This is a genomic window from Syntrophomonas wolfei subsp. wolfei str. Goettingen G311 (genome assembly GCF_000014725.1).
Lineage (GTDB): Bacteria > Bacillota > Syntrophomonadia > Syntrophomonadales > Syntrophomonadaceae > Syntrophomonas > Syntrophomonas wolfei.
The window spans coordinates 927,427-947,018 of record NC_008346.1 but is presented as its reverse complement, the minus strand read 5'-3'; the positions used below and the strand labels follow the sequence as shown (position 1 = coordinate 947,018).

At 47.0% G+C, this 19,592-nt stretch carries 18 protein-coding genes and 1 other RNA gene; all 19 read right to left on the bottom strand.

The annotated features are described in order from the left end of the window. Positions 1-3: 3 nt before the first annotated feature. Positions 4-1,452, bottom strand: coding sequence for a UDP-N-acetylmuramate--L-alanine ligase (murC, locus tag SWOL_RS04175; RefSeq protein ID WP_242649361.1), 1,449 nt, complete (start codon positions 1,450-1,452; stop codon positions 4-6). A gap of 151 nt (positions 1,453-1,603) precedes the next feature. Next, a complete protein-coding gene (gene murG / locus SWOL_RS04170; protein WP_011640251.1) occupies positions 1,604-2,707 on the bottom strand; it encodes an undecaprenyldiphospho-muramoylpentapeptide beta-N-acetylglucosaminyltransferase in 1,104 nt (367 codons plus the stop codon). 230 nt (positions 2,708-2,937) lie between these two features. Further along, a complete protein-coding gene (spoVE, locus tag SWOL_RS04165) occupies positions 2,938-4,032 on the bottom strand; it encodes a stage V sporulation protein E (protein ID WP_011640250.1) in 1,095 nt (364 codons plus the stop codon). Positions 4,033-4,067: 35 nt separating this feature from the next. Further along, the gene (gene murD, locus SWOL_RS04160) at positions 4,068-5,429 is read right to left on the bottom strand and encodes a UDP-N-acetylmuramoyl-L-alanine--D-glutamate ligase (protein WP_011640249.1); all 1,362 of its coding nucleotides are present in this window, start codon (positions 5,427-5,429) and stop codon (positions 4,068-4,070) included. A gap of 13 nt (positions 5,430-5,442) precedes the next feature. Further along, complete coding sequence (gene mraY, locus SWOL_RS04155; protein WP_011640248.1) at positions 5,443-6,417, bottom strand: phospho-N-acetylmuramoyl-pentapeptide-transferase; 975 nt, start codon at positions 6,415-6,417, stop codon at positions 5,443-5,445. Positions 6,418-6,671: 254 nt separating this feature from the next. Beyond that, positions 6,672-8,072, bottom strand: coding sequence for a UDP-N-acetylmuramoyl-tripeptide--D-alanyl-D-alanine ligase (locus SWOL_RS04150; RefSeq protein WP_011640247.1), 1,401 nt, complete (start codon positions 8,070-8,072; stop codon positions 6,672-6,674). Beyond that, on the bottom strand, positions 8,072-9,532 hold the full coding sequence (locus SWOL_RS04145; protein WP_242649391.1) for a UDP-N-acetylmuramoyl-L-alanyl-D-glutamate--2,6-diaminopimelate ligase: 1,461 nt from the start codon (positions 9,530-9,532) through the stop codon (positions 8,072-8,074). The genes SWOL_RS04150 and SWOL_RS04145 overlap by 1 nt, the downstream gene beginning before the upstream one ends. Positions 9,533-9,633: 101 nt before the next feature. Beyond that, positions 9,634-11,751, bottom strand: coding sequence for a stage V sporulation protein D (locus SWOL_RS04140; RefSeq protein ID WP_011640245.1), 2,118 nt, complete (start codon positions 11,749-11,751; stop codon positions 9,634-9,636). A gap of 18 nt (positions 11,752-11,769) precedes the next feature. Then, positions 11,770-12,270 carry an FtsB/FtsL family cell division protein gene (locus SWOL_RS04135; RefSeq protein WP_011640244.1) on the bottom strand — a complete coding sequence of 167 codons (501 nt, stop codon included), beginning with the start codon at positions 12,268-12,270 and terminating at the stop codon, positions 11,770-11,772. Between the two features lie 33 nt (positions 12,271-12,303). Further along, positions 12,304-12,933, bottom strand: a complete 630-nt coding sequence (gene rsmH, locus SWOL_RS04130) for a 16S rRNA (cytosine(1402)-N(4))-methyltransferase RsmH (RefSeq protein ID WP_278078283.1) — start codon at positions 12,931-12,933, stop codon at positions 12,304-12,306. Next, entirely contained in the window at positions 12,858-13,241 is a 384-nt protein-coding gene (gene mraW / locus SWOL_RS15065) for a 16S rRNA (cytosine(1402)-N(4))-methyltransferase (protein WP_278078275.1), read from the bottom strand. The genes rsmH and mraW overlap by 76 nt, the downstream gene beginning before the upstream one ends. A gap of 13 nt (positions 13,242-13,254) precedes the next feature. Continuing rightward, positions 13,255-13,686, bottom strand: coding sequence for a division/cell wall cluster transcriptional repressor MraZ (gene mraZ / locus SWOL_RS04125; RefSeq protein WP_011640243.1), 432 nt, complete (start codon positions 13,684-13,686; stop codon positions 13,255-13,257). Positions 13,687-13,755: 69 nt separating this feature from the next. After that, a complete protein-coding gene (locus SWOL_RS15060) occupies positions 13,756-13,881 on the bottom strand; it encodes a hypothetical protein (RefSeq protein ID WP_278078274.1) in 126 nt (41 codons plus the stop codon). 181 nt (positions 13,882-14,062) lie between these two features. Continuing rightward, positions 14,063-14,491, bottom strand: a complete 429-nt coding sequence (locus SWOL_RS04120; protein WP_011640242.1) for an ACT domain-containing protein — start codon at positions 14,489-14,491, stop codon at positions 14,063-14,065. A gap of 11 nt (positions 14,492-14,502) precedes the next feature. Then, positions 14,503-15,822, bottom strand: a complete 1,320-nt coding sequence (locus tag SWOL_RS04115) for a phenylacetate--CoA ligase family protein (protein WP_011640241.1) — start codon at positions 15,820-15,822, stop codon at positions 14,503-14,505. A 189-nt stretch (positions 15,823-16,011) separates the two neighbouring features. After that, a complete protein-coding gene (locus SWOL_RS04110) occupies positions 16,012-16,680 on the bottom strand; it encodes an endonuclease III domain-containing protein (protein ID WP_011640240.1) in 669 nt (222 codons plus the stop codon). Positions 16,681-16,836: 156 nt separating this feature from the next. After that, positions 16,837-17,547: a tRNA threonylcarbamoyladenosine dehydratase gene (locus SWOL_RS04105; protein WP_011640239.1), complete on the bottom strand. Its 711-nt coding sequence runs from the start codon at positions 17,545-17,547 to the stop codon at positions 16,837-16,839. A 2-nt stretch (positions 17,548-17,549) separates the two neighbouring features. After that, positions 17,550-17,724, bottom strand: a non-coding RNA gene (gene ssrS / locus SWOL_RS13945) — 6S RNA. Between the two features lie 105 nt (positions 17,725-17,829). Further along, a complete protein-coding gene (aspS, locus tag SWOL_RS04100) occupies positions 17,830-19,590 on the bottom strand; it encodes an aspartate--tRNA ligase (RefSeq protein WP_011640238.1) in 1,761 nt (586 codons plus the stop codon). Between the last annotated feature and the right edge of the window lie 2 nt (positions 19,591-19,592).

The following is a 19,592-nucleotide window of genomic DNA, read 5'->3' as shown; positions in this document are numbered from 1 at the left end:
GGACTAAACCTTCAGAACAGACTCGGGCAGAACCTCAAGCAATTGCAGGCCCAGTTTCCATATGTCACCAGCCCCCATGGTAATAATCAAATCATTCTCCTGGCATATTTGAAGCAGGTAAGGAATAATCTCTTCTCTCTGGGGGATATATACTGAGTGGCAGCCAATACTTTGGGCGGCCTGGCAAACCACTTCCCCGCTAATCCCAGGAATAGCTTCTTCCCCAGCAGAATAAACCTCAGTGATTATCGCTAGATCAGCATTTATTAAGGCCTCACCCAATTGACGACCCAACAATTGGGTTCGCGAATAGCGATGAGGTTGATATACCACAATTACCCTTCCAGAGTGGAAGTTCCTGGCCGCATCAATTGTCGCCCGGATTTCAGTGGGGTGATGAGCATAGTCATCTACTACCGTAACCAAAGCTTTCTGTCCCTGGATTTGAAACCTGCGCCTGGCTCCGTGGAAATTTTTTAAAGCTGATTTTATTGGCTCCATTTCTAGTCCCAGCTCCAGAGCACTGGCTATGGCTGCTAAAGCATTTAAAGCATTGTGTTTTCCCGGAACCGCTAGTTCAAAACGACCCAGGAACCCCAGTTCCCGCTTATAAACATCAAAATGCGAACCTAAACCAATAGACTCCCAATTCAGAAAATAATAGTCGTTAGATAAGTCTTCTCCATAAAACAACAAGCGTTTGTTTAGCGTTAAATCTTTTACTAAACTACGATTAAAAGCATCTCCTCCATAGAGCATGGCAAAGCCTTCCGGTCTAATCTGCTCAACAAACTGGCGAAAAGCTTTTCTTATATTATCTACTGACTTATAATAATCCAGGTGATCATCTTCAACATTGGTTATTAAGGCAATATATGGTCTCAAATCAAGAAACGAAGCATCACTTTCATCGGCTTCCACTACAAAATAATCTCCTCTTCCCAGTTTGGCGTTCAGCTCGCTTCCCTGCAACTCTCCCCCTACAATAAACGAAGGTTCAGTTCCGCAATTGGCCAATACCATGTACAACATGGATGTTGTGGTGGTCTTTCCATGAGCCCCGGCAACTGCCACGGCCTTTTTGGCATTGGCCAAATGGGCCAGCATCTGTCCCCGTTTTAATATAGGAATCTTTTTCTCCCTGGCCAGCCTTAGCTCAATATTATCTTGAGGTACGGCTGAGGATGTGACCAGCAAATCCACCCCTTCCTTAAGATTGGATGAAGAATGACCCTTAAATATCTCGACACCTATTTCTTCAAGCCTACTGGTAGTATCGTTGACCTGCAGGTCCGAACCACTGACCTTATAACCCTGTTGGGCAAGTACCCTGGCTATACCACTCATTCCTGCTCCAGCAATTCCTACCATATGAATCCATTTTCCTGGAGTGAAAGCCATTCCCTCATCTCCTTCTCCAACATCTGTCCCAGTACATTTTATAGTATGCATAATTAATAGAAGTGGTTACATTACAGCTGCTTGTCCCAGGAGCAAAACCAACGGTGACTTTGGTTAAAACCCTTGGGAAAGCTCATATTGGTGGATTAGCGGATACGGCGGGAGTAAGACATATCTTTTACCCATGCCTGGCCATAAGTACTCAATTGTCTGGCAGTGTCAATATTACATCCAGTATCTCATTTAAGGCATTGGGCCGGCCCTCTTTTGCCATATTCCTTGCCATTTCCTTTAAGTAAACCGGGTTTTCCCTTAGTTCATTAACCTTTTTATAAAGAGTATCCCCATCCAGGAACTCATCAATAACCATTTCCACGGCTTTTTTTGCCAGTAAAGCCCGAGCATTTTTCTCCTGGTGATTTTCCGCCGCATAAGGATAGGGAACCAAAATTGCCGGTAACCCAAGAATAGCCAGCTCCGAAAGGGTGCCGGCTCCCGCCCGGCATACAGCCAGATCAGCCGCCGCCAGGGCTTCCTCAATATTAAACATATAGGGGTACAACTGGAGAAACCGCCTTTTACTTAATGACAAGCGTTCCTCCAACTGCTGTTTAATTTCATTATAGGATGATTCTCCGGTAATCCATATTATTTGCATCTTGCTATCCTGCCAGCGTTCCACCGCTTCCAACATAGCCTGGTTGATAGTCATGGCCCCGCGACTACCGCCAAAAACCACCAGGGTAAATAGATTGGGCTCAAGCCCCAGCTTTTTTATGCTCTCCGCCCGCTGGACATTAAATATTTCCGACCTAACTGGCAAACCGGTTACTTTCATGGATTTAGCCTTCATATAGGGTGCAGCTTCAGCAAAATTAAGTAAAGCATAATCCACTCTCCGGGCCAGATTCCGGTTGGCCAACCCGGGAATAGCATTCTGTTCATGTATCACGGTCTTAGACGGGAAAAAAGTACCAGCCATTACAATAGGAAAAGAAACATAGCCGCCCGTACCTATCACGATATCAGGTTGAAAATCTTTTATTATATCCCAGGCCTGAAAAAAACTGCGGGGAAATTTCACCAGGGAGCGAGAAGCTTTGAGCATGGAGGAGCGGTCAATTCCTGATATATCGATAGTAGTGAATCTCAGGCCCGCCCGGGGAACAATATTAGCCTCCAAACCCTTTTTTGTACCTACATAGAGGATTTCTGCTTCCCCCAGCCTCTCCTTTAAACCGCTGGCTATAGCCAAGGCTGGATATATATGTCCTCCGGTACCTCCCCCGGTAATAATAAACTTCATTTGAACTGCCTGCCTCCTTAACATAAACCAACCACAATGTCACGGGGACGGGGTTGTTGACAACTTCGCCCTTCCCTGTCACGGGGACGGGGTTGTTGACAACTTCGCCCTTCCCAAATGTCACGGGGACGGGGTTGTTGACAACTTCGCCCTTCCGATTTCAGACGTTTGACGGCCAGTAATCCCCTTCCCCTTCCGTCATCCGTCTTCCGCCATCCGTCATCCGACGATTAATTACAATAACGAGAGATGTTCAGCAGCAAGCCTACTCCACAGAGGGTGAACAATAACGATGAACCTCCATAGCTTATAAATGGTAAAGTTATGCCGGTAACCGGCAGGGCGCCTGCTACTACCGCGATATTGACCAAAGCCTGAAAAACTATCATTAGCGTAATACCAACTGCCAGGAGACTGCCAAAGGTATCCGGGGCCTTGATGGCCGCTCTAAACCCCCGCCAGGCAAAGAGTAAAAAAAGGAGCAGAACCAGGCTGGCTCCCACAAAACCTAATTCTTCACCTAGAATAGCAAAAATAAAATCCGTATGTTGTTCCGGAAGGTAGAAGAATTTTTGCCGGCTCCGTCCCAAACCCATTCCAAACAAACCTCCCGAGCCCAGAGCATAAAGGGACTGAATGGTCTGATAGCCTTCATCACCCGCATATTTCCAGGGGTTTAAAAAGGCAACCAGCCTTTCCAAACGGTAGGGAGCAACCGCTATAGCCGCCAATATCGCACCTATTCCGGCCATAAAAACCGCCCCTAGGTGAGACCATTTGGCCCCGGCAGCCAGCAACATAAAAAATACCGTGGCCGCGATGGCAAAAGCGGTTCCCAGATCAGGCTGCAGCATAATCAATCCCCCTACCAGTGCCACCAATAGCAAGTAGGGCAGTACTCCTTTCGAGAAAGAGCGTATGGAGGAAAGGTTCTGATCCATAGTCCGGGCCAAAAACATTATCATTCCTAATTTAGCCAATTCCGAGGGCGAAAAACGCAGAAAACCCACTCCCAGCCAGCGGTTGGATTCATTTACCTCAATCCCCAGAGGGGTAATTACCAGTATAAGGCATATCAAGGAAATGAGCATTAAGGGCAGGGCCAAGTCTTTAAGCTTGGAATAGTTTATTTTCATTATTACCAGCATGGCCATTATACCCAGAATCGCCCAATATAACTGGCGCTTAAAAAAATGGTAGGCATCGTCATAGCGGATATTCGAAGTAACCGCACTGGAACTAAATACCATTACCAGTCCTATTCCCAACAGGGCCATTGTGGTTATAAACAAGATAAAATCAGGCGGACCTTTTTTTGCTCTCAATCTTTTCCCCCCCAGCAGAAGCAATAATAGGAGAACTACCCGGAAATAGACTTGACCATCTCACAAAAGAGATCCCCCCGCTGTTCATAGCTTGCGAACATATCCCAGCTGGCACAAGCTGGAGAGAGCAGTACTACTTCACCCTTTCGCGCCAACTCGTGGGCCTTGATTACAGCCGCTTGCAGGTCTTCTACCTCATGTATATTCCGGAAACCGGCATCAATTACTGCATCCTTTATCTCTTCCCGGGCTTCCCCCAGCAGGACCAGTTCTCTCACTTTCTGCTTTATTAATCCCGCCAGCTGGGAGAAACTGGAGCCCTTGTTCCTGCCCCCGGCTATCAGTATAATAGGCTGGTTAAAAGAGTCCAGGGCTTTCATCACCGCCTCGGGATTGGTAGCCTTGGAATCATTAACATAAAGGACATCATCATAAAGACCTAGCTCCTCCATCCGATGCCTGACCCCGGGAAAACTGGCCAGAGCCTGGCGAATATCCTCTGGGCTTACCCCGGCAAGACTGGCCATCATTGTGGCAGCTAAAATATTCTCCAGATTGTGTTTCCCCCGCAGGGAAACTTCATCTATTCTCGCTATTTCTTGAATAATACCTGCTCTCTTAATAGTTATGACTCCATTATTTATAAAAGCCCCTTCCATCAACTCCCTTTCACTGGAAAAAAAGAAGGTCTGGGCAGGGCAGCTTCGGGCCATTTCCCTAAGAATGGAGTCTTCATAATTGAACACCGCATAATCACCTGGCTTTTGCTGGGCAAATATCTTGGCTTTAGCCTCGATATATCTTTCCATAGTCTTGTGCCGGTTAAGGTGATCAGGGGTGATATTAAGCAGGCCGCAAATATAAGGCCGGAAGCTTGAACTGCTCTCAAGTTGAAAACTGGACAACTCTACCACAATTGTCCCTGCAGAGATACTGTCCAGCAAAGTAGTCAAGGGAATGCCGATATTGCCACCGGCCAGTGCATTCCTCCCTGCCTGGGCTAAAATGTAATGCAGTAAGGAAGTAGTAGTAGTCTTGCCGTTGGTTCCGCTTATAGCCAGGAACTCAACTGCCTTTGGTTTCAGGATATAAGCCAATTCCACCTCTCCAATTACCGGGATTCCCTGCTCCCGGGCTTGCCGGATTGGTGCTGTTTCCAGCGGAACTCCCGGGCTTACTACCAGCAGGTCAAAATCCTGCCGCTTCACTTCCGGATATCCGCCAGCATAGTACTTTATGCCCAGTTTTTCCAATTCATCCAGAATAGGAGCCAGGGTTCGGGCTTCTTTTTCATCACAAGCGCTAAGCTGGGCACCACGTTTATCCAGGGCCTTTATCGCCGCCATTCCACTGCGGGCCAAGCCTACTACCAGTATCCTCTTACCGCTAAAATCCAATCCATCTCCTCCCTTAGCCTACTCCCCAAAAGCTCCAAATCCCCAGGAGCATAAAAACAAAGGAAAGGCCCCAGAAATATCTTACCACCCTGGTTTCCGGCCAGCCTTTCAACTCATAATGGTGATGCAAGGGAGCCATGCGAAATATCCTCTTTCTCGTAGTTTGGTAGGATATAACCTGTAAGATAACACTTAAGGTTTCAATCACATAGACCCCGCCAATAATAATCAAAGCTATTTCCGAGCGGGTTAAGGCCGCCACAGCAGCCACTGCTCCTCCCAGGGCCATAGAACCGGTATCTCCCATAAAAACCCGAGCGGGATGGCGGTTAAATACTAGAAAGCCCAGGCAAGCTCCGGCCAGTGCGCCGCAAAAAACACTCAGGCTATAATGTCCTGTCATAACGCAAATAACCGCCAGAGCCAGGCTTACAAAAAAGCTTACCCCGGAAGCCAGTCCATCCAGACCATCAGTAAGATTCACCGCATTGGCAGTACTCACCACAACAAAAACAATGAAGGGAAGATACCACCAACCAAGATCCACTGCATGGCCGGTAAAGGGTATAAGTATAGCGGTTCCCCGTTTAAAATAAAGAATCAGCAAAAGCCCGAAAAGAAATGCTATCAGGAGCTGCAATCCTAGTTTTTCTCGGGCACGAAGCCCCAGGGAACGTTTCAATACCACCTTGATATAGTCATCCCAAAAGCCTACCGAACCGAATGCCAGCATTAGCAGCACCGCTGCCAGGGCTTCAGTACTGGTACCTGCCATAATGAAGCTGGCCAGCATTACCGCGGTAATAATAATTATACCCCCCATGGTGGGGGTGCCTGCTTTGGCATAGTGGCCTTTGGGGCCTTCCTCTCTAATACTCTGCCCTACTTTAAGCCGTTTAAGAAATGGTATCATTATAGGTCCCATTATTATTGATACAACTATGGCAATAGCTGCTGCCAAAAATGCATTACTCAAATAATTCTGCAAAGGATACCCTCCTGCTTAAGGAAAATTATTATTTGACTCTATTGCAAAAAGTAATAATTATGCATCAGCTTGCATAATTATTCCGCTCCAGCGTCCTTAATAGCGACCGCAGGGAGCATCAGTTGTGCCCGACAGGGCGCTCCGCATGGGCAACACCAACGGCTCGTCTCGCGGCTCGAACAGCCATAAGAACAGCCTTAGGAACGGTCCTTTTGGCTGGTACTTCTTCCGCCCTCCGTCTTCCGACTTCCGTCTTACGCCTTCCGTCTTCCGACTTCCGAGTAGATTTCTTCCGCCAGACTTTCCAGCTGCATTCCCCGGGAAGCCTTAAACAATATGGTATCACTACTATTCAAGCTTTGTTTAAGAAATCCTATACTTTCTTCTTTGGAAAGGAAATGCCGGACCTGCTCTCCTGCCATACCTGCAGCTCGGGCCGCTTCCGCCATCCATGCCGCTCGTTCCCCTATGCATATCAAAAGATCCACCTGGTTCTTAACCGCATGGTGGCCAACTTCCCGGTGTCCCTCCTGCTCGTAATCACCCAATTCCAACATATCTCCCAGAACCGCTACCAATTTGCCTTTTTCCTGCAGCTCCCGGCTGGTTTCCAGGGCATTAATCATGGAAAGCGGATTAGCATTATAAGTATCATTGATTATCTTTCCCCCGTCAGGTAGAGGAATAATCTCCAGTCGCTTGGAACCCGGATTGAAATTAAGCAGGCTGGACTTTATTTCTTCCAGGGGAACCCCCAGCAAAAACGCCATGGCTGCAGCAGCCACTGCATTCATAGCCCATCTCCTTGAAGGTAATGGTAAGAACAGTTTTTCCGACTGACCCAAGCAGATAAGTCTTATTTCTATACCTTGATTTTTTATAATAGTTTCCTCTATGCGAAAATCACAAGATTTACTATAGCCAAAGCGGTACTTTTTGGCCGCATAAGGCCGAACCGCTTCCTCCAGCAACGGTGAATCTCCATTAATAAGGGCAAAGTCACCGGCCCCAAGAGTAGCCATTACTTCCGCTTTTGCCCGGGCTATATTCTCCAGGCTGCCCAGGGTTTCCAGGTGTACTTTTTCCACATTGCTTATAAGGGCCGAGCTTGGCTGAGCTATTGTAGCCAGCTGCAACAATTCCCCCTGGCCCCTCATGGCCATTTCCAGCACTGCCACCTGATGAGTTTTATCCAGTTGCAATAAAGTCAAGGGAAGGCCAATTTCATTGTTGTAATTACCACTGGTTTTTAAGGTTTTAAAGCGGGATTGCAGGCAGAGAGCTAAAATATCCTTGGTACTGGTTTTGCCAACACTGCCTGTAACCGCCACCACCGGTATATTAAAGCTGCGCCGGTAAGCAGCAGCCAGATCCTGCAAAGCATCCAGAGTATCATTAACCAGGATTAAAGATTTACCAGGGCCGGCTTTGGTCAAGCAATCCCCCCGGGAGACAATAACCGCCGCGGCCCCATTTTTCCATGCATCTTCCAGAAAATCATGGCCATCGGAACTTTCTCCTTTAAAGGCAAAAAACAAATAGCCGGGTTTAACGCGGCGTGAATCAATCTCCACCCCATTAACTATGGTCTTTTCATTCCCCGCCAGTAGTTTTCCTTTAATACTATCGACAACAAAACCCAGCTCCAAATGCATTATTTTACCTTTCCTCTCAACAATTCCGCTGCCACTTTCCGGTCATCGAATTCCAGGACCTGATCCTTCACCAATTGGTAGTTTTCATGCCCTTTCCCGGCTATAACCACCAAATCACCCGTTCGCGCCAGGTGAATAGCATGTCTTATAGCCTCTCTGCGGTCGACGATTATAGCATAACGGGACTTTTCCACCTTATCCATCCCAGGAATTATCTCCGCAATAATGGCATGGGGATCCTCACTACGCGGGTTATCGGAAGTCACCACACAGAAATCGCTGTATTTGGCGGCAATTTCACCCATAAGCGGTCTTTTACTCCGATCCCGGTCACCCCCACAGCCGAATACGCAAATCAAACGCTTTTTCCCTAACTCCCGGGAGGTTTGGAGAATATTTTCCAAACCATCAGGAGTATGCGCATAGTCTACAATCACCGCAAAATCCTGCCCGCAATCAACCTTTTCAAAACGCCCCGGTACCCCCTCCACCCTGGCCAGAGCCGATTGAATTAAGCCTGGATCGATCCCCTCCTGCAGAGCAAAGCTAATAGCCGCCAGGGCATTGTAAATACTAAAAAGACCAATGAGTTTCATATTAATCATAAGGCTATTATCTCCGTAATGTAGGCGGAAACTACTGCCATCCAAGTCAATCTTGAGTTCGCCGGCTTGATAATCGGATCTCTTTTTTATTCCATAACTACGGCAAGGGATGGTGGCAGCCTGAAAAATCTCTTCGGCCCAGGGGTCATCGATATTGATAATGGCATAGTTTTGCTTTTCTTCTTTTATCATTTGAAAGAGCTGAAGCTTGGCTGCCCGGTAATTATCCATATTTTGATGAAAATCCAGGTGGTCCTGAGTCAGGTTGGTAAATACCGCCACATTGAAATCTATCTCTGCCACCCGCTGCAGCTGCAAAGCGTGCGATGAGACCTCCATTACTATATAGTCGGCCTTTTCCTCCCGGCATAAGGCCATAAAACTCTCTATCTCCAAAGCTTCCGGGGTAGTGTGTTGCATCTCTCTTTGAATTTCGCCGACCTGGGCATAAAGAGTACCCATTATGGCCGTTTTCTTGCCCGCCTCTTCCAAAATAGCTTTGATTAGATCCGTTGTTGTGGTTTTACCATTGGTTCCGGTAACTGCAACCACCCTAATGGATTTAGAAGGCCGGCCATAATAATTGGCAGCCAACAAGGCCAGGGCACTCCGGGTGTCGGGGGTAGTAAGCAAAGTCGCTTTTCCTCCCGTATCCAGCTGTCTTTCGGCCAAAACCGCCACGGCTCCATTCTCAATTGCCTGCCCGGCAAAAAGATGTCCATCACTCTTTAAGCCGCTAATGCAGATAAAAAGATCTCCTGGTTTTACCCGTCTGGAATCATAAGCAATTCCACTAATCTCCCTATCTAAAGGACCATCTTGCAGCTCTATGGTTAAATTTTTAATTAATTCCACCAGCTTCAATTTAAGGCCCCCCTTTTTTTCATTCTCCCACCATGCTCGGCACTCTCAACTATAAAAACCCCTTATCCCTGACCCCTCATGCCTCACTTACCCTATTCTCCCACCGGCTGGAACTTAACCCTTATGCTGGAGCCGCTGCTTACCACTTTCCCGGCCTCAGGCAATTGCTGGTATGCCAGGCCATATCCCTCTGGTACTAAATGAAGCCCCAGATCAGCCAGTATTCTAGCTACTTCTTTCATTGATTTCCCCTGTAAATCGGGGATAGTTACCTCTGCGCCTTCCTTTCCCCCTTCAAAGGGAGAAAGATGGATTATAACCTCAGAATCCCGCTCCACTTTAGTATGGGCCCGGGGAGTCTGCTGCCACACCACAGTACCGCTGCCATCGACCTCAACTCTCAAACCCCGTGCCTTGATCAGGGAACTGGCCTCTGATGCAGGCAGGTTAACCACATCAGGTACTATAAGCTGTTCCTTTGGCTCTATGCTTTGCTCACCCTTGCCCGAATTATACCTGGGTATCTCCAGGTATTTGAAGGAATCATTCAGTATTTCCCGAAAAGCCGGTGCCGCCACCCAGCCTCCATAATAGGGGTAACCCTTGGGAGCATCAACCACTACAATGCCCAGCAGCCGAGGCTGGTTGGCCGGAGCAAAACCCACAAAAGAAGCTACATGTTCATTACTCATGTATCTCCCGTCAGGACCCACTTTTTGGGCTGTACCCGTTTTCCCGGCAACCTTATAGCCCTCCAAATAAGCATTCCGCCCCGTTCCGTTTACCACTTCACCTTCCAGCATCATACAAAGTTCTCGGGCGGTTTCGGGGGAAATAACCTGTCTAACCACCTGAGGCTCAACCTTTTTTATAACATTTCCCTTATCATCTAAAACCTGTTTCAATAAATGCGGCTTCATCAGCTTACCCTCGTTGGCAACTGCCCCCACCGCTGTTAGCAACTGTATGGGAGTTACCGCATTGGCCTGCCCCATGGCCATGGTGGCCAGTTCAATCTGCTGCGCGGAAGCCCGGGGAATAAGAATCCCTTCCGCCTCACCGGGCAGGTCAATACCGGTTTTTTGTCCAAAACCAAAAGCCTTGAGATATTTATAGTAGTTTTGCAGGCCTAACTCCAAACCTATCTGTATAAAAGCTACATTACAGGATTTCTCAATAGTCTGGGCAAAGCTCTGGCTGCCATGGGGTTTTCTGTCCGGGCAGCCAATAACCTCTTTACCCACCTTAATATAACCAGGACAATAAAACCGGCTTTCCGCGTTCACCACACCTTCCTGCAAAGCCATGGCCGCAGTTGTTATTTTCATAGTGGACCCCGGTTCATAACTATCGTTGATGCCATAATTCCGGCGATTGCTGACCGCATATGCCGAAAAATCATTGGGGTCAAAAGTAGGCCGGGAAGCCAGAGCCAGTATTTCTCCGGTCGACACATCCATTATTATGGCCGCAGCTGATTTAGCTTTTCTTTCGTTAAAGACTTTGTCGAGTTCCCTTTCCGTAATATACTGAATAGTTTCATCAATGGTTAATATCAAATTGGCCCCATCAACCGGAGGGATAAACTTATGAGTAGCTTCCGGAATAGGCCGGTTGACGGCATCATGCTCTATAATTATGCGACCTTTGGTTCCTCCCACCAATTTGTCGTAGTAAAAATCGACCCCTTCGAGACCGTTGTTATCCACCCCGGCAATACCCAGCACATGACTGGCCAAAGTACCTTTGGGATAGTAGCGGCGGCTTTCTTCCGTAAGCCCGATTCCCGGCAAATCCATTTTCCTTATTGTTTTCGATTTTTCCGGATCAATCTGTCGTTTTACCCATTCGAAAGAACTACTCCGGCTAATTCGCCGCAACAAGCTTTCTTCGTCCATTTCCAAAACCTGCGCCAGCTTGGCAGCAATCTCCTTTTGCTGCCCCTTACTGCAAACCTCAGCCGGAATGGCATAGACCGAATCAGCACTTACGGAAATAGCTAATTCATTGCCATTGCGGTCATAGATTATACCTCTTTTGGATTCTACCGGCACATCCCGCATCCGGTTTTGCAGCGCTTTTTCCGAGAGCTCAGCCCCTTTGACGAATTGTACCCAAAAAACCCTGCTCCCCAGTAGTAAAAATATAATGATAAAGAAGAAAAAAAGCGTAGCAATACGCTTTCTTACTATAAAACCGGTGGTTTGCATCAATATCCACCTCGTTCTTTAGTTGCTTCGGGCGGCCAAACGAATCAAATTATCATAGATCTTTTTTAAAGCCTTTTCCTGATCACGATTGGCAACATTTACAGAATCTTGTTTCACTGCTGTCTCCCCTCTCCGCTCGGAAGGAATCACCACTGCAAAGTTTAAATCTTCTTCCGCTTTTACCATGCCCAAATCCTTTGTAGCCAGTAGTTCTATCCTATCCAGAGAGCTTTTCTGGGCTATTTCATACTCAATACGCTGGTTGGAGGCTTGTAGTCTTTCAATATCCTTTTCCAGGCCTACAATCTGGTAACCCATAGTGGATACCGTTATACATAGAAAAACTATCAATATAGCCCAGGCAAAGAAAAACAGTCCACCCTTTAACAACCAGGTTTTTTTGCAATCAATTTTTTTATAAGTCCTTCGTATCTTTCTACTTTGCCTGCTTTGCAGCTCCGGCTGAATTGCTCCGGGAGTATCCAGAACTTTAGCTAAACTTTGGCCTGCCTGTAACATATTCTTATTCTTCCTCCCCTGAATATAGAACTTTTAGATTTTTTCGGCTACCCGCAGTTTAGCACTCCGAGCCCGGGGGTTAGCCTCAGATTCCTCTTTTGAAGCCACTATCGGCTTACGGCTTAATATTTTCAATTCCGCCTGGTGCCCGCAGGTACAAATCGGGCTTTGGCTGGGACAAATACAAGTCCTGGCCCGGTTTTTCATGAATTCCTTGACCATCCGGTCTTCCAGAGAATGAAAAGTGATAACACATAACCTGCCCCCTGCTTTCAATGCTTCCAGAGCCTGCGGCAAAACTTCCCTTAAAGCATCCAATTCACTATTAACCGCCATCCTTAAAGCTTGAAAGCTCTTACGTGCCGGGTGTTTTTCCCGGCGGTAGGCAGCCGGTACCGCTGCCTTGATTATTCCCACCAGTTGCAGGGTACTATCTATACTCGCGGTCTTTCTATGTTTCGTTATAGCCGCAGCTATGCGCCGGGAATAACGCTCCTCCCCAAAGTCAAATAGAATTTGCGCAATCCTCTCTTCTGGATAACAGTTTATAATCTCCCAGGCTTTTAAATCCTGTTCCTGATTCATCCTCATATCCAGGTAAGCATCTTCATGAAAACTGAAACCCCTCCATGAAAACTGAAACCCCTCTCCGGCATATCCAATTGAAATGAAGATACCCCCAGGTCTAACAATACCCCATCTACCGCTGAAATTCCTTCCTGTTCTAATATTTGCTTTAGGTTCCTGAAATCCCCATGAACAAAAGTAACATTGGGGAATGGTAATCGCTGCCTGCTCTGTTCCAGAACAGCCATATCCTTATCAATAGCCAACACCCTCGCACCAGCCTTTAGGTGCTGGAGAAGCTTTTCCAGATGTCCCCCTCCTCCCAGCGTACAATCAACATAGCAACCCTTAGGGTCTCCTAGCAGACTGGATATAACCTCATCAAGTAAAACGGGTATATGCAAAAGCTAAACACTCCTATATTCCCAGATCAACCAGATTTTCTGCAATTTCCTCGTAAGATGATTGTGCATTCTCGTTATAGTCTGTCCACTTTTCTGTAGACCAAATCTCTACCCTAGTACCAACACCAATTATTATTACATCCCGGTCAATCCCCGCATATTCCCTGAGGTTGAGCGGCAATACCGACCGTCCTTGCCTATCCAAATCCAACTCCGCAGCTCCCGAGAAAAAAAAGCGCACAAAAGAACGCACATCAGCCCGTGTGAACGGAAGTGAACGCAACTTTTTCTCAATAAGTTGCCATTCGTCCTGGGGATAGAGAAAAATACAATTGTCCAATCCCTTGGTAGCCACAAATTTATAGCCAATCTCTTCGCGGAATTTTGCTGGAATTGTAATTCTGCCCTTTTCATCCAGTGAATGTTGATATTCGCCTAAGAACATTTGTTCTGCCCCTTCTGAGCTTCTTATTGGGATTCTGCTCCACTTTACTCCACTTTACTCCACCTTATTCTACTCACCCCAAACATTATCCTTCTTTGTGAATCTTTTTACAAACGTACAAGTTCGTGGCTTGTCGACATCCAGGCCTTGTAGTTGCTTTATTTGAGCTCCTTCGGCATTTTTTCTGCCAGCCATAATTTATACTCCTGCCCCATAAAAAACCAGCCCCAGGTCCTAAGCCTAATGTCCAAAAATAGACAAAAAAAGAGCCGAGTCTCCTCACTCGGCCCAGAATATTTGACAATATTTATGATTTTCGCGCGGTTGTATTCTAATCCCATTGCAATAACTTAACAACTTAAGTGCCTGGCACCTTCTATAAGCGGTAGAGATGGGACTCGTCCAGGAACTTTATTCCTTTTTGGCGGAATATTTCGGTGGTTTTTTCGCTGTCCTCTACCTTCAACACTACCAGGGCATCATTGCCTGATGTCCCAATAAAAGCATATAAATACTCAATATTAAGATTCTCCTCATGCATCTGTTCCAGTACGGTTGCCAGCCCGCCGGGAGAATCAGATACTTGAACTGCCAGCACCTCTGTTTCGCTGACGGTAAAACCATTTTCCTTCAAAACCTGATAGGCCCTGTCCGGGTCATTGACTATCAAACGCAATATCCCAAAATCAGAAGTGTCTGCAATTGACAGGGCTCTGATGTTGATTCCCGCAGTCCCCAGAACCCGGGTAACATGAGAGAGCCTTCCCGCCTTGTTCTCTAAAAATACCGAAATCTGTTTAGCCATGCTTTACCTCCTTACACATTCCTCTTGTCTATCACTCTTTGAGCTTTGCCTTCACTCCTGGGTATGGATTTGGGTTCTACCAGCCTTACTTTTACCCCTATGCCCAGATTGCTCTCCAAATCTTTACGGATTAACCCCCCCAGTTCTTCTAATTTGCGCACTTCATCGCTGAATAAACGCTCGGAAACCTCTACCTGCACTTCCAGCTGATCCAGATTGCCCTTCCGGTCCACTATCAGCAGGTAATGGGGTTCCACTCCAGGAATGTTAAGCAGAACGCTTTCCACCATAGAGGGAAAAACATTTACCCCCCGAATAATAACCATATCATCAGAACGGCCGAGAACCTTTTGCATACGAACCAGGGTTCTCCCACAATCACAGCGCGTTCTCTCCAGGGTAGTAAGGTCGCGGGTTCGGTATCTGATTAAAGGCAGCGCCTCTTTGGTAATACTGGTTATGACCAGCTCACCCGGGCAGCCATCTGGCAGAACTTCTTCCGTAATCGGGTCAATTATCTCGGCCAGAAAATGGTCCTCCGCTATATGCAGACCATTTTTACAGGAGCATTCAATAGCTACACCAGGACCGATAATTTCACTCAAACCATAAATATCATAAGCATCTATTTCCAGTTTATTCTCTATTTCCCGGCGCATACTCTCCGACCACGGTTCGGCTCCAAAAACCCCGGCTTTCAGTTTTAAATCATTTGGTTCAATGCCAGCCTCCAGCATGGCTTCATACATAAACAAGGAATAAGAGGGGGTGCAGGTAAGCAGGGTGGTTCCAAAATCCTGCATCAGCATCACCTGCCGGCGGGTATTGCCGCCGGAAGTAGGAATAACCGAAGCCCCTATTCTCTCAGCCCCATAGTGTATTCCCAACCCACCGGTGAACAGACCGTAGCCATATGAATTCTGAATTACTGCGTTTTTGGTAGCTCCTGCAGTGGTCAAGGCCCGGGCCATCAGCTCAGCCCATAAATCGATATCTTTTTTGGTATAACCAACTACCGTTGGTTTCCCCGTGGTTCCGGATGAGGAATGGATCCTGACTACTTCGCTCATCGGTACGGCAAAAAGATTAAAGGGGTAATTATCACGCAAATCCTGTTTGGTGGTAAACGGTAGTTGTTTTAAATCATCCAAGCTCCGTATATCTTCTGCTGTAATACCGGCCTGGCTTAGTTTCTCCTTATAGGTGGGAACAAAGGCGTAGGTTTTAAATACAGTTTCTTTTAACCTTCTTAGCTGTAGTTTTTCCAGCTCTTCCCTGGGCATACATTCCTTTTCCTTATCCCAGTACAACATTAATTCTACCTCCTTCATTAATTTTCCTCCCTTGTCATGGGGACGGGGTTATTGACAACTTATTTAACATGTCATGGGGACGGGGTTATTGACAACTTTTAACCCTCATGTTGTCATGGGGACGGGGTTATTGACAACTTTTTACCCTCACCCCTCAACTTTTCTAATGCATGTCATGGGGACGGGGTTATTGACAACTTTTTACCCTCACCCCTCAACTTTTCTAATGTATGGGCAATACTCCGCCAGGGGGCATTCTTGACAAAGCGCCTTTTTTTTCTTGCAATAATTGGCCCCCAAGGCTACCAACAAAGCATGATATTCGTTATAAATTTGGGTATCAACCGGCAGGTGGTTCTGCATCAATCCCTGCATCTTCTCATAAGAACACTTATCTTCCACCCACCCCAGTCGGGTAAATATTCGAATAGTATAAGCATCGACCACAAAAACCGGGTAATTGCCAGCATAAAGCAAAATGGAATCGGCAGTCTCCGGGCCTATTCCCCACAAGGCCAGAAGCCTCGCTCTAATTTGCGGCAGGGGCTCGCTAAACATGAGGTCAATATCACCACCATAATTCTCAGCGATAAAATCCAACAAAATTTTCAATCTGCGAGCTTTTTGGCGATGATAAAGGGCTGGTTTGATGAAATCTGCCAGTTCTTCTTCTGCGATTGATCGCAAGGCGGGAAAATCGAGCAACCTGGCCTCTTTAAGAGCCGCAATAGCCTTCTCTACATTTTTCCAGGAGACCGCCTGGGTCAGTATTGCACCCAGTATTATTTCCAGGCGGCTTTCCCCCGGCCACCATCCCCGTGGACCAAAATGCTCAAAAAGCTTGTGATATATAGCCATTAACTTCTGTTGCTTCATAATTACCTCCGCTTACCCAGAACTAGCATATATCATAGATATATCATAGGAACGGTTCTTATGATAAATATGTCAACAACCCCGTCCCCCTGTCATGCTTGGATAAAAACGATTAGCAATTGTTCAACCATCGCTCAACTATCGTTTAACTATCGTTTAACCATTGTTCATACTAATCAACTGCTTGACCGCATAGCTGGCCAGCAATAAACCAGCAACCGCAGGAACAAAAGATATGCTGCCCAACCTGGTTTCGCCCGAATAAGCGGTTTTAACCGGGGTCTCCCGCGAGTAAACCACCGGAACTCCCTGGAAAATATTTTCCCGGCGCAATTCTCTTCGCAGTTTTCGTGCCACGGGACATATTATACTGTCTTTAATATCGGCAATAGTAAGCAGGAGGGGATCAAGCCGGTTGGCTGTACCCATAGAACTGATTACAGGAATCTTCCTGTGCAGGCAGGTTTTTATCAAATGAATCTTATCAGGGAGGGAATCAATAGCATCCAGAACAAAATGTATTTCTTCACTTAAAATCTCTGCACTGCTTTCCCCGGTATAGCTGAACGGATACTCCTTGAGCTGGAGTCCGGGGTTGATATCCCGCAGCCTCTGGCTCATGACTTCGGTCTTTAACTCGCCCCGGGTGGAATTCAAGGCCACTAGCTGCCGGTTGATATTACTGGCCTCGACCCGGTCAGGATCACATAAAATAATCCTGCCAACTCCACAGCGAGCAATTGCTTCAGCCGCATAGGAACCAACTCCGCCCAGTCCTATCACCAGCATGCAGGAAACTCGAAGTGTCTCCATGGCTTCCTGGCCTATTAATAGTTCTGTCCGCTGAAAAATCCTATCACTCATCATGCAAAAACCCCACCGAGCCGTGATGCCGTAGTTTTAACCTGCTTAGCAGGTGGGTGCCCTCCCGCATATTTAATGTGTCCCACAGAAGCGGGCTTACAAGCCATAGGCGGAGATAGGTTCCCTTAATTTTTGTGTTGGCAAAAACTTAACAGCTATTCACGCACACAGCAGGGGTTTCCTTGTCAGGTTTTTTCTATGTCTTTTCAGGTAAAATAATACCATAGAATACCGGCTTCTTCAAGACATTGGTTTTGTTATTATTCGCCACTATTTCCATTTCTGTTATTTTTCCCTAATCCTAAGGGCCAATTCCCTTAGCTGCCTGGCGCTAACTGTTGATGGAGCTTCCGTCATGGGACAGGAGGCACTCTGGGTTTTGGGGAAGGCCATTACGTCTCGTACACTGTTTCTTCCCGCCAGGAGCATCAAGAGGCGATCTACTCCAAAAGCAATACCTCCATGAGGTGGAGTACCGTATTCGAATGCTTCCAGCATAAAGCCGAATTTATCCCGAGCTTCTTCCTGGCTCATACCCAGTACGGAAAACATCTTTTCCTGCCATTCCCGCCGGTGTATACGTATGCTCCCTCCACCCAGTTCGGTTCCATTAAGAACCAGGTCGTAGGCCCGGGCCTTAACTCGTCCCGGTTCACTGTCCATAATCTCTATGTCTTCCAGGCGGGGTGAAGTAAAGGGGTGATGCTTGGCCTGGTAGCGTTTTTCCTCCTCATCATATTCCAGGAGGGGAAAATCCGTCACCCAAACAAAATTCAACTCTTCTTCAGCAATAAGACCCTTTTTACGGCCCAGCTCCAGTCGCAGGATACCCATAACCCGGGCCACTATTTCAGCCTGGTCCGCTCCAAAGAGTATAAGGTCGCCGGCTTCAGCTCCAGTTGTCATCAAAATCTGCTCGATTTCCTCTTCACTTAGAAACTTGGTAATAGGCGAGCGCAATTCATTTTCCTGTACCAGTATCCAGGCCATACCTTTAGCTCCGTTTTCCACCGCCATAGCCCCCAGGGCATCTATTTCCCGGCGAGTAAAGGATCCGCATCCTTTAGCATTCAGAGCCCGGACTACACCCCCGGATTGCAAAGCCGAAGCAAAGACCTTAAACTGGGTGTTTTGCAGCATTTCGCTTAGCTCCACAATCTCCAGGCCAAAGCGTAAATCGGGTTTGTCCGAACCGTAATTTATCATAGCATCATCATAGGCCAGACGCGGGAATGGGGTTCTAATGACCTTACCCGCAGCTTTAAAAAAGATTTCAGCCATCATTTCCTCTACCAGCACAATAATGTCCTCTTCATCAACGAAAGACATCTCCATATCCAGTTGGGTGAATTCCGGCTGGCGATCGGCCCTAAGGTCCTCATCCCGGAAACAACGAGCAATCTGAAAATATTTCTCCATTCCGGCTACCATAAGTATCTGTTTGAATATCTGCGGAGATTGGGGCAAAGCATAGAATTCACCAGGGTGAACGCGGCTGGGTACCAGGTAATCCCGGGCCCCTTCGGGAGTGCTTTTCGTCAAAATGGGGGTTTCTATTTCGATAAAACCCCGGCTATCCAAAAAGTCGCGCATGCACTTGACCACCCGATGTCTTAAGAGCAGGTTGTCTCGCATCTCGGGCCGCCGTAAATCCAGATAACGGTATTTCAGGCGCAGGTTTTCATCAACATCTATATCATTTTCAATATAAAAAGGAGGAGTTTTGGCCGGGCTTAAGACTTCAATATCTTCTACATAAACTTCCACCTTGCCGGTTTTAAGGTTGGGGTTTTCCGTAGCCTCAGGGCGGAGAGAGAGCTTACCCCGCACGGCTATTACATACTCGCTTCTTATTTGTTCCGCCAGGTGAAAAGCCTCCTCTTTGACTTCAGGACTGAATACCAGTTGAATTATACCGGAGCGATCCCGCAAATCAACGAAAATCAAACCGCCATGATCCCTTCTGGTATCCACCCAGCCATTAAGCATTACTTCCCGTCCCACCAGATGAATATCCAGTTCGGTGGCATTATGAGTTCTTTTCATCA